The organism is Sulfitobacter sp. SH22, assembly GCF_965641905.1.
Classification (GTDB): domain Bacteria; phylum Pseudomonadota; class Alphaproteobacteria; order Rhodobacterales; family Rhodobacteraceae; genus Sulfitobacter.
The window spans coordinates 34,403-51,080 of record NZ_OZ282573.1 but is presented as its reverse complement, the minus strand read 5'-3'; the positions used below and the strand labels follow the sequence as shown (position 1 = coordinate 51,080).

The following is a 16,678-nucleotide window of genomic DNA, read 5'->3' as shown; positions in this document are numbered from 1 at the left end:
TTAAAGTGTTAAAAAAATAGGAGAAGATCTCAGATTTTCCGACTTCTGGCCTATGGAACCGCAGAGCAGATCTGCGGGCCTCTGGGTGGCGTGAAACTTCCTTAGTCAAAAGAAAAAATCTCCGGATTGCAGGGGGACGGGTCTGCGAGGTCCGGTTTTCCCAGACTTTAGACTCACCCCCTGCCCCTTGGTCTGCTTTGAGGTGGCCTTATTTCTCGCCATCGTGACACTTGTTGCACCTAGGACAGCCCGCTCCAAAACTTACAAGGGGTCGGAGCGAACGCTGGTTATCCGTCCAGCCTAATTTTCAAAACACGACCTGCGAACTAGATAGGCAACTGAGGATTAATTAGGAATTTTGCACCAGTCTTTTTGGTAACATAGCGCGCAACGACTTCTGACTTGAGCACATCCGTGAGCGAAATTTCATCCGAGTATTTGTTTTCAAACGTGGTGGTCAGTTCCTTAACCACCCGCTCCCGCATCTTTGCACCGACCTCGTGGCCGACACGTGCAAGAAAATTGGGTAGCAACCAACCGCCAACGCCCCAAGCCATACCGTAGCCGCGTGTGAGCACTGTCTCTGATTGATCTAACCCACCATAAAGATAGACCTGCTTGTGCTTCACTGATCCGTAGATGCTGTATGCACCCGGCGTTCGCGCTGCAGCGGCCTCCATCGCAGTGAGGATGTTAGATGCCAGACGCCCTCCACCGGTCGCATCGAAGGCAAGCGTGGCACCGGTTTCATGAATAGCATCCGTCAAATCAGCCATGAAACTGTCTTTCGAGCTGTCGACAACATGGGCTGCACCCATGTCCCGCAGAAGCTTTTCTTGTTCTGCTGAACGCACAACATTGACCAGTTGTACATCGTCCGCCTGGCATATGCGGTTCAACATTTGGCCCAAGTTGGACGCAGCCGCCGTGTGAACAAGTGCAGTGTGTCCCTCAAGTCGCATGGTTTCGACCATCGACAACGCCGTCAGGGGATTGACGAAACAGGCCGCACCATCTTTTGCAGTATGGTCGGGACCAAGGGGCAGGCACATCATCGCCTTGACCAACCGGTACTGAGCATACATCTCGCCACCCATCAGGCCTACGAGCTTACCCTTAAGGCCCTGAGCATTCTCACCTGCGGCGACAACCGTACCGCTGCCTTCATTCCCAACGGGTAGGGCCTGACCAACGCGTGCTTTCATCATGCGCATTCCCTTAGGTGACACAGGTGCATGTAACGTGGTCTCGGCACCTGTCCCTGTTGTCGTGGCTTTGTCCATCGAAGACCAACCAAACATCACGCCCTGATCCGACGGGTTGATCGGCGCGGCTTCAACACGGACAAGCACTTCGTCAAGACCGGGCGTGGGCATCTCCTTTTCAGCCAGCTGCATCTGGAGTTCACCATCCGCATTCAATGTAGAGAGCAATTGGAGATAGGTTTTGGGCAATGACATTTTGTGGCTTTCTTTCTAGGGACGTTGTTGGTCGAAACGGATATGGGCCGTCCTTAGAACGCCTTCGGCGCGCCGCGTGACAGGCTTAAGCCCCGCAAGCCTACCACGGCGATGTTCACAAAGAAGAGTTACCCTGCGAGACCCACCGACAAATGCGGCACTGCGGTTGGCCGTTTGCTTCAGGAGGATTACAATTCAGCCGATTATAGTCTTTTGACGGCCCGGAAACGCCGTTCGACAAGAAGGGCGGGAAACGGACATTCGCTGCGTCAGCTAAAAATAGACACCTTTTTTAAAGCCGCCGTTCGGCGTTGAGAGTGAAGTCCGTGCACTCTTCTATCCACCTTGCATTCCCGACTACCTAACTTGATATTAGGGTGCGAATACGTGCTTTGATATTCTCAAACGTTAAGTTCAGGTGATTTTTGGCGGTTTTTGTTAGTCGTCCAGTATGGCCTACTGCGTTTCTGACAGGCCGAAAGGCTCCAGCATCTGCCCAAAGCGATGGGTTAGGTGCTTTTTTGCTGCCCTCAGCCGTAAATGCAAGATCGTTCATATCTACATAGCTTAGGTCAGACGACGCTTGGCGGATCGGAAAGCTGATATTTGCAGTTCCTTTGTACGCAACTTCTTGCTCCTTGTACTTGTCAATCCTTGTCTGAATATCTGGTTTGAGCGGTAGACCCTTGTGAGAAATGTACTTGCGAACTAAGTTTTCTGAGAGGAAGCAATCCACATAGGCTGAAGTGTTGTACTCTGCGTCAGGCATGATTTCCTTCAGCCAAGCTTCAACATCATCTTTGGCGGGCGCATCGTCTTCTGGTACGTAGTCATTGGTGGCTTCCGCTACCAAAGCTTGTGCCTTCCGCTCTCGTTTGGTCTTTCTTTTGTTTTCGTCGTCGCCCTCATCTCTAACATCGAGCCGAAACTTATCCCATTCATCAATGATTTGAGACAGTAGCTCACGCTTGAGGTAGTCCATAAGGCTGCGGAACCTCACGTCGTCTTCTACGACACCTTCACGGCTACTTGTGAATGGATCGACGCCCTCTCGGTCAAGAGTGTCAAAGTGAATCTGGCCGTAAATGTAGCTTTCAACGATCCGCTGAGTTGGAATGTGCCTTATGATATTCTTCTCTCGAAGCCTACCATTTACAAAGAGATCAATGGTCGCCCGTTCTTCGGTTCCAGTGATTTTGAGCATTGCGGGCTTTTTTACTGATCCAATAAAGCCTTTGATTGCCAGTGGACTAGTAACTTCAGCCTGTGGTCTTTCCAGATTTGGAAGTCCTTCTACAAAAGCGTCAGTATATTCATTTACCAACCACAAGAACTGTGTCGCTTCAGACAAGCCCTTCAAGTCATCTATCGTAACTGGAGTTCCGTTCACGTGAATTGTAAAATCTGCACCCAACAGAGAAAACTTAAAACTCAAGGCAAGCAGCTTTCTTAAATAGGCATCGGATTTGCGGAGCTGATCATTAGTTTCTTCGAACCAGATTATCGTTCCTTTTTCATGACCATTGCGTAGCTCAGATATGAGATCGAAGTTTAGTCCTTCAAGCGGATATTCCTCGGTGCTTTGGTTGCCCTTAATGGCGTCGTCCAATCCAGCATTATCAATCACACCACCCGTATAGTCTGATGTTTCTGTTTTCGAGAAAACGGATATGCGTTTAGCACATGAAAGAAGGGCTAGCTTCCCGATACCTTTGGCTCCGATGTAGGGGCGGTCCTTAGGTGATCGACCACCGCCCTCTGTTCTCTTTGAATACCCGATTTTCAGGAACTTTGATTGAAATGACGCAGCATCCATGCCAACGCCATCGTCTTTTATCGAAAAGCTTGATTTTTCTCGACCAATTTCAATCCAAACATTGTTTGCGTCGGCGTCCCATGCATTAGAAATCGCTTCGCCAAGAACTGTAATGAAGTTTCGATATAGGTTCCTGCCCAGATGATTTAAAACACTAAGTGAGATTTCAAACCTGTATGGGTCAACTTGTGGATCGTCTGCCAAATGGTTTCTCCGATATTATTGAACTAATACTCTTGCCTATGGCTTCTGCTAGTCCGACTGGAACTGCATTGCCAATCCAACGGCCAACTTCAGAAAGGGCTACCTTTTCGCCTTTTGGTAGAAATGAATAGTCTTTTGGAAATGATTGCAAGATAGCAGCTTCACGGAGGGTTATCGCTCGGTCCTGTTCAGGGTGCCCAAAGCGACCATTTCCAAATCCGTAGCATTGGGTGGTCATCGTCGGAGACGGCTTGTCCCACTCCATTCGCGCATATACCCCTGAATACGTTTTCCCTGTTGCTCGTTGATGGCACTTCGCTCTGAGGTCAAACGGCCAATCGCGCCAAGTTCCCCCCGGTTTTGATGCTTTGATGCGGGCAAGATTGGTTTCTGAAAGTGAGGCGGCCACATGGAGCGCATCTTTTTTCTTATTCTCACCTGCCCCTATAGGTGGCAATGAGGCGATTGCATCTCGTACGGTCAAAGGTATGGAATGGGTTGCTCTGAGCTTAGGTGGAAGGGCAATCCTAGATGCGATCACTACCAACCGTCGCCGTCGTTGCGGGACACCATATTGCTCACATCGGGCCACTTCCCATTGAACCTTGTAACCAGCGTCTTCGATAACTTCTTTGAAGCGAGCGAATACACGCCCTTCCTTGTATTTCAGAAGGGACGGCACGTTTTCCATAGTCACAAAGTCAGGCTGAACTCTCACGGCAAGCTGGGCAAAGCTTTCAACTAAATCCCAACGCGGGTCTTCGTCATAACGTTGTTTGTAAGTTGAGAAAGGCTGACAAGGTGCGCAACCTGCCAATACAGTAGGTAACTCACCTGAAAAGTGAGACAGTATCTCCTCTGGCTGCAACTTTGCGACGTCTCGTGAATGAAATTTTGCTTCGTTATTGACCTCGAAGGCATGTTTGCATCGACTATCTGTGTCGTATCCCGCACGTATATCAAAGCCTGCTCTGAATAATCCATGGCTTAACGATCCCACGCCACAGAACAAATCTACTACTTCAGCAAACGGTTCAGGGTCTTCTTTTTTGGCCATCTTTGGGTATCCCTGTGTCATCACTACTGAAATTTGGTTACTAGCTCGGTTTTTACGGACACGCTAAACAACTGAACGTTCGAGGGGAAGCTCTATTGCAATCTCAGGTAGCTATAGTCGTGCGCGATAGCGTGATCCACCGACGACTGCTTTGGGAAAGCTGCATGCGGTTCTGACTAAGGTAATCAATGTCCGGTTTGGGCCGTCTTTGACGATGCGATCAGGTCAGATGCCAACGGATGGTGTAGTCGATCTAATGGCCGCAAGGAGCCCAGACCTACCGTATCGACCATCGACAACTCATACATCTATTTTTTGGAGGCAAATTCTGTGGTGCTTGCCTTTTTTACCAACCTCATGAGCATGGGTAGTTCGTTGCCAGAAGCGAAAAACTTCGTTGGCATATGGACATTGAAGTCACTGCTCCGAGCATAAATCTGCTTGGTCGAATATCTGGCAAGGTGGGTGTTCGCATCAGCAACCTGCAATGCATCATAGTTCATGACAGGTGGCAAATTTTCGAAGGTACCGAGTAGGATTAGATCACTGGACAAAGGAAAAGTTATGAGAGTGTCCTTGAGCCTATGACCAGGCCCGTAAAAACCTCTGTCCTTCTGATCGCTCCATGACAACACTACCGGATCGTCACTGGTAATAAAAATATGGCCGTCCGGAGGCGAAACAAAGCACCAGTTCCGGTTCCCAAGCTCTGTAAGTACTGTTTCAACCATCTGCATTTCGAGCCCGATCAAATGGGTCTGATCAATCGCAATTTCGTAGTTTTTATCTTCATGAAACTTCTTAGCTTGCTCGTACGTGACCTTCGCATTGACTACCTCGCCAGCTTCTTGCATCTGTCTTTGTTGGCTCTCCCAAATCTCTCTGGTCGAAACGGAAAGGCTTGCGATACGTTCCGCAATGTCCTTATGGAATTTCTCCAGCTGGCCACGCATTCGCGGATTCCGCACCGAGAGTTGCGCGGCCAAATTCATGGTCCAATCGAAATGTTCAGATGTTCGAAAACGCTTCTCAGCAACAACTTCAGCGAGGAAAGGTGCAAGTTCACCCTCCATTTCCGCGAGACCATCTTCCAAATAGTTTGGATCAACGCCATCAATCTCTACGCGATTGAAATGCCTCTTACTTGCCACGTTTCGGACTGAGGTCTTAAAAGCCTCGTTGGTGGAGGAGTCAAAAGTGAAGACCCGTGCTTTGCGGCCAAATCCATCCGCAAAGTTCCGCAAATAGAGTTGGGGAACATAGTGATGATTAGCTTTCTCCGCCACGGCCTGCCTCTGGGTTGGGAAACTTATGGGTTCTCATATATGTTCCGACGTGGATTTCCAATGTCGGCTTTGTCCCGCGATGCGGACCCCGGCTTTGTCAAAATGCTGCGCATCTGGTCCAATGTCCGCTTCAAGGAAGCTGCATCGCAGCGTCGAGAGCGTGCGTGAACGGCAGCTAAGGGCCGGAAAAGACCAATACCTGACCTTATGCTGATGCAGATGTTAACGCACTGCGCATCACTACTAAGCTCCAACCCGGACAGGCGGCCCCCTACTGTTCCCTGCCCCGTCTCGCTAGAAACTCTGCCAGCGGCCGCGGCAGTCCGCCGTCATATTCAATTATGGCTGCCCGCTCTTCAAACTCATCTTCCTGGTCCGTCATAGCACTGTGTGCAGACGCTTTAGGCTGCGGCAACTGCGGCATTTGCGGCAAAGATCCCTGCGAGGACGTGTGCGGACCCGCAGGGCGATGTTCAGGATCAACATCCAGAAATATTTCTTCTGCGCTTTCAAGGCACGCAAAAATGCGTGCGATGCCGTCCGAGCTCACCCCCACTACCCCCGACGCACAACACGCCAATACGTTTTACTATTGGCTCCATTGATGACCTGCCGCCCAGGCTCACGAACCAGCCAGCCGTACTCAATGAGTTTCTTGATGCAGATGTCCAATGTGTTCCCATCACGCAGATGACCGGGGCCATTTTTCATCATGGTTCGCTTGTCGATGAACTCTTCTGCCCATCTATTTACAAGCCACAGTCTTAAATCTTCGGACGCGCAGAGTTCCTGGTTTGGGCGGCCCGTATCCGAGACACGCAGCATCTCTGTGAGATACCATTCCATCATGCTTATCCCATTTGACATCATGCCTTCGGTAATCTCAGTCGCAAATTCGTCGGCATAAAGCGTCTGCACACCAGCGATCCTTACTGCCATTTCAGGGGCCTTTGCCGCGAATCCAGTAATGTATTCAAATGCCTCACCCTTATTTGAGGCATGTTCCACGCGATTATAAAAGTCTTCAAGTTTTGCGCGCGCCCTATCTGACAGTTGCAAACGATGAGGGTCAAGATCCGCCCTTGTCTCCGGGTGAATTGGCAGTTTAACATTTAGAAGCTCCGTGATGCGCTCATCGAATTTAAGCAACTTGGCCTTTGCTTTGGTTTCTGCAGCAATGCGGGACGGGTCTCTGGTAATTTGACGTGATCCAATGTTACTGTCGGGCCATGCGATTAGTACCCGAGAGAGTAGCCCCTGGTCCTTCATCATAGGGTCTCCGACGACAGTCTGGGCCACACCCGGCTGAATCATCAGATGCAACGACACCCGCTTCCCGTAAAGCACACTCGGTTCAGACGATGCTCGGCTTTTGCTTATAGGCGAACCATCCCAAAGTTTAGAAAACCCTGCGGCTGTTTTTAACGCGTTTTCTCGCTTCATACTGTGACCGCCAAAGAACTGGCCACCTTCGTCGGTCATAACCGCAACAGACGGCGTTCCCGTCTCTAATCGTCGATGCAGCCCTTCGATTGTCACATCGCTGATCAATATGGTCGGAACAAGCGGTGGTTCAGGAGCCAAATCGACGTCTGGATCTTTGAGATCTCCTTCAATAACCTCAAGATCTTTATTCGGTTTGCGTCTCTGACCTTTCTGAAACTCCAGCAACTCAGCTTCAAACACGCGTTTTGCAAGGCGGTACTCACGTTCCCGCTCTTGATCGACGCGTTTGACTGCGGCTGTCGCCAGCGCGTCACAGGCCGATTTGCGTTCTCCGGACTGGGCAATGGTGAGTGCAAACACACTTAAAGGCACATGCCCGTGAAGGCTTTCCGCATCCGCAAGCCCCTGCGTGACGGTACTCGCAACCGTCAGTACACTTTGCATCGCGATCGCAGCCGGTGCTTGCGTCAACGTCGAGATACTCCTGATTGGGTCTGCTAAGGGACCAAGCGCCTCCCAGGGAACTGGTTCGGCTTCTCTTAACTCCCCGAAAAGCGCGGTTGGTTCGGGTTGTGGGGTGAAGACATAGCTCTCCCCTGTGCTAAACTTATTAGTCAGCATTACTTTCTCCAGTGATTTTCATGTGTGCCAGTGTTCTGGCCGTGAGGTTTGGAAAGGCCGGTACCGACAGTGGAATACCTAGGTCAGCCTAGACGGGAGATACCATTTTTTCCAAAAGTTGAGGTGGGATCGGCAAGAGTGCAGTTTGCGCCCAAATTGCCTTAACTATTGTGGAACCGCGTTCATCTGCGTAGCGATCCAAGCAATCACGTCTATCGGGCGGTAGCGCACTGACCGCCCAAGGCGTACGATCGGCGGGCCCTCCCGTTTCATCGCAGAAACCTCGAGAAACCGTTTGGGGATACCAAAGCGGTCTTCCACTTGGTTGCGGGTCAGAAGACGTTCATCACTATCGGATTTCATGGCTGTCTCTCCATATATCAGGTTACAATCCAATATTGGCAGAGCAGTTAGGGAAAATCTTTTGAGTTCATTGGAGTTCTCTAGAGCGCACTAAAGCGCTCCAAACATTACGTATTTACTTCAATAGCTTAAGTCACTTTAATCTAACTTTTCTTTAGGCTCGCAACCAGCTGCTTGTACAGGCGAGTTCTTTTCGACAGCGAAGATCCACCCCCAGCAACGGCAGCATCGAACGATCCTGCTTGAGGTGCAACGTCTTTCCAAAGCCCGTCCTCTATCATCCGTATCGCTTCATTTGGGTTCTTAGCACTCCCACTTTTCAGTGCGTGCGATGCCAATTCAATAAATGGCCTGTCTTCGACGGCGAACCCTCTTCGTGAGAGCCTAGTTTGCGGCATGTAAGTTGCTTGGTTTGCTATTGGTCTTGTCACGGTTACGTTCCGGTCTCTCAACTCATTTATGCGGCCTTTCGTTCGAATGCCAAGGGGCTTTTCCCGCCGAGCGATGAGTGACGTCGGCGTGGATTATAGAAGCCATTGATATACTGGAATATCGCGCCTTCTGCCTGGCGGCGTGTGTCCCAACGATTGCGCCAGATCAGCTCTGCCTTGATGGATTTGAAGAATGTCTCAACCATCGCATTGTCGTAACAATTGCCCTTGCCGCTCATCGAGACCTTGAAGCCGTGCTTTGACAGGCGGCGCTGATACTCGTTGGAACAGTATTGCGACCCGCGATCCGTATGGTGAATGCAGCCTTCGGGCGGTTGCCGTAGCGCCACAGCCATGTCCAACGCCCGGATCGCCAAATCCCGTTTCATGCGGTTGCTGACAGCCCAGCCGATGACGCGGCGAGAGTAGAGGTCGAGGATGACAGCCAGATATAGCCAGCCTTCGCTGGTCCAGATGTAACTTATATCACCGGCCCATTTCTGGTTCGGGCCATCCGCAGTGAAGTCCTGATCCAGCAGGTTGGGCGCGATGTTGAACGTGTGATCGCTATCTGTTGTGACCTTATATTTTTGGGTCCTGACGACCTTGATGCCGTTCTCGCGCATCAAACGGCCCACACGCCCGTGGCCGACGCTCAGCCCCAGTTCTTGCAGTTCTTCAGTCATCCGTGGGCGTCCGTAGCTTTGCAGGCTAAGCCGATGCTGCTCACGGATGTGGGCGAGAAGTACCATATCATCTCGCTGCCGTTGGCTCATTGGGCGTATCCGCCACGCACGAAACCCACGAGACGTGACCTGCATGATACGGCAGAGAAATTCTACGGGCCAAGCTTCCTTCCAGGCGTCGATGAAGGCGAACCTCACCGGCTTTCGCCTGCAAAGAAGATTGCCGCCTTTTTTAGCACTTCCCTCTCCTCGCGCAGTAGCCGGACTTCTTTGCGAAGGCGGATGTTTTCCTTCTCAACATCCTCATGCGGCCCAGACATCAGATCGTCGTGCTGATGTTGCTGAACCCACTTGTTCAGCGTGGAGACGCCAACCCCTAAATCCGATGAAAGCTGCGGGCGCGTTAAGCCGCTGGTCGTCGCCATTCGCACAGCATCACGCCGAAACTCGTCTGTGTATCGCTTTGCCATTCCTTATCTCCTTCATAGCAAACATTGCTCGAAAGAGACCGGAACTAAAACGGGGCAAGACCATTGCAGCGTAAGCGCCTCAGTTTTCCTGAGACCCGTGAACAAAAGAAGCTCATAGAACACGCGATGTATCGGGTTGTCCAAACCGTCGATTGTGACCCGCCAATCCCTGAGATCATTGATGATCCGACCGTCTGGTTTATCCTCGAACCATTCTATTGCTATCGCCGGGCATTCTCCCAGATCGCATGTCCGCCGGGCATGGTTGTAGATTGCCCGAAAGCTCCGAAGCACATGATTGGCAGCGGATGGCGTTTTAGCCATTTCCTGATGGCGACGGACAACCATTGCTTTGCCTATCTCGTCCAGTGGCAGTCGCATCCAGTCCCTGAGATGAAGTTCTATTTGCTGACGTGTTCCACTTTTATGGGTATCAGATCGAAGCTTCGGGCGGGACAGATAGGCTTCCATCGCAGCCTCAAGAGTTGGCGCTCCGATCTGGGCTACCTTCCCTGCCCCCCGGCCCATCTCCAGTGCAAACCCTAGGGCTGTTTGCCGAGCGGCAAGCGCCGAGATGGTGGGGAAACGGCCAAGCAGAATGCGCTTGGTCTGACCACCAACGTCTTTTTGAAAATACCAGGTTTTGGATCGCTTCCCGACGAAGAGCACGAGCCCTTTGATTTCGGCGTCCCAATACTTGTCCGTACCGGCTTTCGCGTGTGGTAGCTTCTTGGCAAACGTCTCTGTGAGCTTCGGCATTCTTTGTCGGCCTTTTGTAGGTAACGGTATGCAAGTCAGTGCTACACCATGCAACCTAGTGACATATAAAAGTCAACAAAAATAAAGACTAAGCTACTCCATGATACTGTATGAAAATCAGAAGCTTTGTTTGGAAAACTGAGGTCTTAACCATTACACAACGCCCGCTCAGCGAAGCCTGAGGTATGCCAACACGAACCGATCGTCAAGTGGATCAATACCCCGAATGGCCCGGAATTTGCTCAAACCCGTCAATCTGCGGCAGTGCGGGCGTTACGGGTTCACTTTAACGACGTTACCATCCCCTGCCCCAGCCGCCCCGGTATCCGCGCGGTGATCCCTGTGGCCTGCGCCATGTGCCACGCCAGAACCTGATTGCTCGACAGGCACGGCTGCCCCGTTTCCCGCTCGATCTGGTCGATGACACCAAGGGTGCGCAGGTTGGTGCAGCTCAGGAAAACCGCCTCGGCCCCGCCGCGCGATGCCAGATCGACGGCTGCCGCGACAATGGACGGGCCATCGATGCGCACGACCTTGGCCTCCTCCGCCTCGTCAAAGCTGCCAAAAACAGGCGTTTCAATGCCTTGGCGCGCCAGCGCATCGCGCAGTTTGGCCGATACTTGTGCGACATAGGGCGACAGCAGCGCCAACCGCGTCACCCCCAGATGCTCGCATGCGGCGATCAGCGCGCTTAGCGGGTTGGTCACATGGGGGCTGCTTTTGCCGGCACGGATCAGCCCGGCCACCCGGTCAGAGCCGATTTCAGCGGCCCCGGAGGTGCACCCGTATCCGATGCTGGAAAAGCGCGCGGCATGGGGCAGCAACCCCGCCGAGCGGGTCAGATGCCCAGCCATTTCGGCCAGCGTCTCGGAGGTGACGGCATCGTCGCTGGGCACGCGGCTGACATAAAACGCGGTTTCCAGCGGCATCATCGCCCGCATGTCCCCTTCAAGGGTTTCATCGGCCTGCAAGACGATCAGCCCCAGAGCCGGATCAAGCGTCGCCACGGACCTGTAGGGATAGCTCATCCGATCACCGTCATTTCCGGCCCCGCACGCGGGCTGATGAAACGGCAGCCGTCTTGGGTGATCACGATGTTTTCCTCGTGCACCATGATCCGGCCGTCAACAGTATCAATCCCCGGCTCAAGCGTCAGGACCATTCCTTCGGCCAGCACAGTCTGGTCGGCCGCGATCAGCGACATGCCTTCGGTCAGTTGCATCCCCAGCCCGTGCCCCAATCGCCCGGCATCCGATCCGCCTGCCCCGCCGGTCACGACTTTGTCCATCGCATGAAACAGGTCTGCGGCCGTTGTGCCCGGGCGGGCAATATCCGCCGCCGCATTCACCGCATCAATCAACCGCGCATGGGCATCGCGCGCGATTGGCGACGCAGGCCCGATGGCGAAATTCCGGTCGTAATCGCAGAAATACCCGTCAAACACCGCGCCCGTATCCAGCATCAACACATCGCCCTGCTCCAAGGGCCTGTCTGCGGCGGGGGAAATCACATCGCCATAGCCGTCGCGATCCGCGCCGCCAGCCAGATAGGGCACCCAATCGGCCCCCTCTTCCAGCAACAACCGTTGAAAGTCGCGAAAGACAGCAGACAGCGCGCGGCCTTGGCCAGCGATTTCGGGCACGCGTCCAAAGGCACGCCCCGCGATGGTGCAGGCGGTTTCAATCTTGGCGATTTCCGCACCGGATTTGACCGCACGCAAACGGGCCGTAATGCCGTTGTCGGGCACGAACTGCCCGAATGTCCCCGACTTGATCCAGCCCCAGTCGGATTGAGGGGTCCGCAGATGGGTTTCAGGGCCAGACGGAATGCCGATGCGCCCTATCCCTGCGATTTCGTTCAACGTGTCCGACAACAGGCTGATCCCGTCATCGGCAGGATCGGGGGCGCGCCATGTGCGGATGTCATCCACCCAGGTCTGCGCCATCAGCGCCGCACCAATGGACGGTATCACCGCAATCGGTTTGCCCGAGGCCGGGATCACCAGATACCACGCCCGCGACGGGCTTTCCCAAAACCGCGTCAGAAACCCGGTGAAATAGCGGATTTCAGCCTCGGTCGTCAGCAGCATCGCAGACAAGTCATGGGCGGCCATCAGCTTTTGCGCCTGCGCAAGGCGCGCCTCATATTCGGCTTGCGCAAATCCACGCATCAGCTTGCAGGCCCTTCGCTTAGTACTGTGAGGATGATGGATGCTGCGGTGATCCCAAGGTCGGCCTTTTGCGCATCCGACAGCGCCAACACCCCCGCGATCCCTGCGGCCCCCGACGGGCTGGACGCCAAGCCTGCAACCATCGCGGTGCCGGCCCCTGCCTGCCCTTCGGCCTCCGAGATCAGGGCAAAGGCATCGGCATCGCGCGCCAGCCCCTTCAGCGCGATCAGCGATGGCATTTTGCAATCCAGCCGGCCCATGTCGCTGACCGGTCCGGCGCTTTCTGTGGGGGCACCTGCCTTGATCGACCCGTGCAATGCCGCGGCGGCATCGGGTTCGACCACGATGATGCACGGGCCATCGCCCCATGCCTGCCGCGCCAAGGCAGCGCATGCTCCGGCCAGACCGCCAACACCCGCTTGCAAGAAAATATGCGTGGGCGCGGCGGGCATCTGGGCAATCGCCTCGGCCATCAAGACCAGATAGCCCTCCATCAGGCGATGCGGGCGTTCGGTGTATCCGGGCCACGAACTGTCCGACAAAAGCGCCCAGCCGTTCGCATCTGCCGCAGCCTGTGCGGCGGCCATGCTATCCTCATAGGTCGCCCCTTGGCGCACCACTTGCGCCCCCTGTTCGGCCAGCCGCGCGGCAAAGCTTTCGGGGACAGTTTCCGAGATATAGACGACAGAGGCCGCGCCAAAGGCATGGGCACCCGCAGCCACGGACATGCCGTGATTGCCAGCGCTGGCCGTGACATAGGTGCGCCCGCGATGGTCGCCGCGTTCCTTGTCGCAAGCAATGACATAGGCAGCACCCAGCGCCTTGAAGCTGCCCAGCCCCATGCGGCCGCGTTCGTCCTTGACCCACAATTCGGCCACCCCTGCCTCGACGGCCAAAGCTTCGGCCTGAACAAGCGGGGTTTCCCCCGCAACAGGGCAGCGTGCGACCAGCGATTGCGCAGCCTGCGCATCCACCGACGGCATGGGAATATCATCAAGGCCGGTAACGGCGGCGGGGCGGGTGATGTGCAAAATATCCATGGCCTACCGAACAAGCCGCGCGGAAATAGGTCAAGGGTAATTGTCCTAAGGCGGGCGTTTACGGGTCACTTGCACAGGGCGTACCGGCGGCGGCCCACAGGTTCAACGCGACGACCATCTCGTCCAGAGTTCCCGGCGGCACGCTGCGCCCGGCACCGGGGTCAAACCCCCAGGCCACAAACGCCGAGGTTTCCAGATGGGTCGCAAGACCATCCATTGCGAAACCGTCATTGGTTTCAGGGTCACGCAATTGCGCACAAAGCGCGTCGCTAGATTTTCCCAGCCACGCCAGCTCAGCCGGGGGCAAGCGCCAGGCGTCGTCGATCATCGGCGGGGCGTGCGGTGTCGCATTGCCGGACTGCGCGCCGATATGGCAGGTCCGGCAGGGCATCGTTTCGGCCCCCACACGGCTTTCGCCGGCCAGAACATGCATACCGTGAACCGCGTCCGCGCCATAGGTCAGGCCGTCCCACATCGGGATACCATCTGCGCCCACATGGCAATTGGTGCAGCGCGGATGCGAGGTGACCGCATAGATATCATCCCACGCGGCCAGACCTTGTGCCTTGGTCGGGGCATCTTGGGCGGCAACAGGTGTCGCCAACAACAGAGCTACTGCAAAGGTTCTCATACAAAATCCACCGATTTGGACAGGGGCAATTCACGGATGCGTTGGCCGGTGGCGGCAAAAATCGCATTCGCCAGTGCAGGTGCAGCGGGCGGAACACCCGGTTCGCCGATGCCCCTGATCTTGTCGCCATTCTCAAGGCCGCGCACCATGATTTCAGGCGTCTGGTACAGGCGCATCCCCTCGTAAGCGTGGTAATTGTCCTGTTGGGCTGCGCCATCGACATAGGTCATCTCGCAGTTCATCGCATGGCCCAGACCAAAGATCACCCCGCCTTGCACCTGCGCCTCAAAGTTCACAGGGTCCAGCACACGGCCCACATCAGCGGCGACGAATACCTTGTCGATGCGAATGCCACGATCCGTGTTCGTGACCTCGACCACCTGGGCCACAGGCACGCCAAAGGCCAGCGTGAAGGCCAGCCCCCGCCCGCGGTTGGGCCCAAGGTCGCTGCCCCAATCCGACATTTCGCCCACGGCCTCGAGCACCTTGCGCGAGGGCGCGTGCCAGCACAGCCGGAGCCGTTCTTCCAGCGGGTCGACGCCAGCGGCATGGCACATCTCGTCCATGAAACTTTCGTGCAGGAACCCGTTGCCCGATGCCCCCACGGACCGCCACGAACTGATCGGCACCATCGCCGGTGTGCGGTATCCCGTCACCCGATAGTTGGGGATCGCGAAGGGCTGGTCCCACGCACCCGCCACAATCGCCACATCGGGGCCGATGGCAGGCTGGCCCAACCGGGCAAGCGACGATTCAGCGACGGATGGCGCTGCAATCGACAGATCAAACGCATCCAGCGCGCCGGATTTCACGGCCCCCCTGCCACGTGCAATGGCCAGCGGGCGGGAAAAATCATGGGTAAAGTCTTCTTCGCGCTGCCAGATCATCTTGATCGGGGTATCACGCAGTTGCAGGGCGATTTCGACGGCCTGGGCAACGTAATCATCCTCGAGCCGGCGACCGAAGCTGCCGCCCGACATCAAGACATGCACATGGATGTTATCCGCATCCAACCCCGTCAGCTTGCCCATGTTGGCCTGCACAAAACGCGGAATCTGCGTGCCCGTCCAGATATCCAGACGGGTCCGGGTCATTTTGACCACGACGCTCATGGGTTCCAACGGGGCGTGGGCCAGATAGGGAATACGGTATTCCGCCTCGATCACATCGGCACCGTCAAGCGCGGCGGTTACATCGCCTTCGTCCTTGAAGCGGCTGTCTTGATGATCGTCGGTCATGGATGCCGCGACGGCGTCAAACTGGTCGGCGGTGTTCCCGATATAGGGTGAAGGCCCCCAGTCGCAGTCGACAGCCTGGGCCGCCTGAAACGCCCGCCACGTGTTATCGGCCACAACGGCAATTCCGCCGGTGATCGGCAAGACGCTGCGCACGCCGCGCATCGCCTGGGCCGCTGCTGCGTCAAAGCCGATGATGCCGCCGCCCATGGCGGGGTTGGTGCGGGTGGTGGCATAGACCATGCCGTCCATCACCATATCGATACCATAGGTCAGGGTGCCGGTTGATTTGGCGACCATATCCGTGCGCTTTTGCGGCTTGGTCAAATAGCGCCACTGCGACGGATCGCGCAAGGCAACATCCTGCACGGGGTCGATGTCTGCGGCAGCTACTGCCAGATCAAGATAGTCGATCTTTGATCCGTCCGGCAGCACAACATGGCCGTTTTCCGTGCTCAGCTGGTCGCGCGGCAGGCCGGTTTGTTTCATCGCGGCGCGGATCAGCGTTTCGCGTGCAACAGCCCCCGCCATGCGCAGACGGTCGTACATATCGGGCACCGTCGAGGAACCGCCGGTAATGTGCAGCCCCATCAGTTTGCCCATCACATCGGCAGCACCGCGCCCCGTGCGCGCCAGCAAGGTATCGGATGTGGCGGCAATCGGCATCGCCTCGGCCCCGACCACACCATTGTAGTAAATCGCACTGGCAGGCCCCGGCGACACGGTCGCTGTTGCGGGGTCGATGTCCAGTTCTTCGGCAATCAGATGCGCCTGCATCGACCATGCGCCCTGCCCCACATCCGCACGCGGCGTGATCAGGGTGATCCCTTGGGCGTCAATCCTGACGTAGGGGGTGATCGCGGTTTCACCTGGCTTGAGATCGGCCAGCAAGGGGTTTTCGCCCTCGCGTTTATAAAGATACGTGCCAAAGGCAACGCCACCCGCGATGGCGGCCGACCCGATCAGGAAACTGCGGCGGGCAATGGTTTTTACGCGTCCCATG

At 55.3% G+C, this 16,678-nt stretch carries 12 protein-coding genes and 1 pseudogene; all 13 read right to left on the bottom strand.

The window, feature by feature from the left end:
* Positions 1–326: 326 nt before the first annotated feature.
* A complete protein-coding gene (locus tag ACSQ13_RS02365; RefSeq protein ID WP_295511549.1) occupies positions 327–1,460 on the bottom strand; it encodes a zinc-binding dehydrogenase in 1,134 nt (377 codons plus the stop codon).
* A gap of 361 nt (positions 1,461–1,821) precedes the next feature.
* Positions 1,822–3,480: an ATP-binding protein gene (locus tag ACSQ13_RS02360; protein WP_295511548.1), complete on the bottom strand. Its 1,659-nt coding sequence runs from the start codon at positions 3,478–3,480 to the stop codon at positions 1,822–1,824.
* Complete coding sequence (locus ACSQ13_RS02355; protein ID WP_295511546.1) at positions 3,458–4,537, bottom strand: DNA cytosine methyltransferase; 1,080 nt, start codon at positions 4,535–4,537, stop codon at positions 3,458–3,460. Before ACSQ13_RS02355 ends, ACSQ13_RS02360 begins: the two co-directional genes overlap by 23 nt.
* A gap of 308 nt (positions 4,538–4,845) precedes the next feature.
* On the bottom strand, positions 4,846–5,823 hold the full coding sequence (locus ACSQ13_RS02350; RefSeq protein ID WP_295511543.1) for a DUF4238 domain-containing protein: 978 nt from the start codon (positions 5,821–5,823) through the stop codon (positions 4,846–4,848).
* A 555-nt stretch (positions 5,824–6,378) separates the two neighbouring features.
* Positions 6,379–7,890 carry a YfjI family protein gene (locus ACSQ13_RS02345; protein WP_295511541.1) on the bottom strand — a complete coding sequence of 504 codons (1,512 nt, stop codon included), beginning with the start codon at positions 7,888–7,890 and terminating at the stop codon, positions 6,379–6,381.
* A 165-nt stretch (positions 7,891–8,055) separates the two neighbouring features.
* Positions 8,056–8,253, bottom strand: coding sequence for a helix-turn-helix transcriptional regulator (locus tag ACSQ13_RS02340; RefSeq protein ID WP_295511540.1), 198 nt, complete (start codon positions 8,251–8,253; stop codon positions 8,056–8,058).
* 457 nt (positions 8,254–8,710) lie between these two features.
* A protein-coding gene (locus ACSQ13_RS02335) for an IS3 family transposase (protein ID WP_295513100.1) occupies positions 8,711–9,840 on the bottom strand; the annotation gives its coding sequence in 2 pieces (ribosomal slippage) (positions 8,711–9,594 and positions 9,594–9,840; 1,131 coding nt in all).
* Between the two features lie 60 nt (positions 9,841–9,900).
* Positions 9,901–10,599, bottom strand: a pseudogene (locus ACSQ13_RS02330) (integrase arm-type DNA-binding domain-containing protein); the annotation flags it as partial.
* Between the two features lie 281 nt (positions 10,600–10,880).
* The gene (locus tag ACSQ13_RS02325) at positions 10,881–11,627 is read right to left on the bottom strand and encodes a maleate cis-trans isomerase family protein (protein ID WP_295513173.1); all 747 of its coding nucleotides are present in this window, start codon (positions 11,625–11,627) and stop codon (positions 10,881–10,883) included.
* A complete protein-coding gene (locus ACSQ13_RS02320; protein WP_176248596.1) occupies positions 11,624–12,769 on the bottom strand; it encodes a M24 family metallopeptidase in 1,146 nt (381 codons plus the stop codon). Before ACSQ13_RS02320 ends, ACSQ13_RS02325 begins: the two co-directional genes overlap by 4 nt.
* Positions 12,769–13,809, bottom strand: coding sequence for a pyridoxal-phosphate dependent enzyme (locus ACSQ13_RS02315; RefSeq protein WP_295513174.1), 1,041 nt, complete (start codon positions 13,807–13,809; stop codon positions 12,769–12,771). Before ACSQ13_RS02315 ends, ACSQ13_RS02320 begins: the two co-directional genes overlap by 1 nt.
* A gap of 58 nt (positions 13,810–13,867) precedes the next feature.
* Positions 13,868–14,440, bottom strand: a complete 573-nt coding sequence (locus ACSQ13_RS02310; protein WP_176248598.1) for a hypothetical protein — start codon at positions 14,438–14,440, stop codon at positions 13,868–13,870.
* The gene (locus tag ACSQ13_RS02305) at positions 14,437–16,677 is read right to left on the bottom strand and encodes a xanthine dehydrogenase family protein molybdopterin-binding subunit (RefSeq protein ID WP_295513177.1); all 2,241 of its coding nucleotides are present in this window, start codon (positions 16,675–16,677) and stop codon (positions 14,437–14,439) included. The genes ACSQ13_RS02310 and ACSQ13_RS02305 overlap by 4 nt, the downstream gene beginning before the upstream one ends.
* Between the last annotated feature and the right edge of the window lies 1 nt (position 16,678).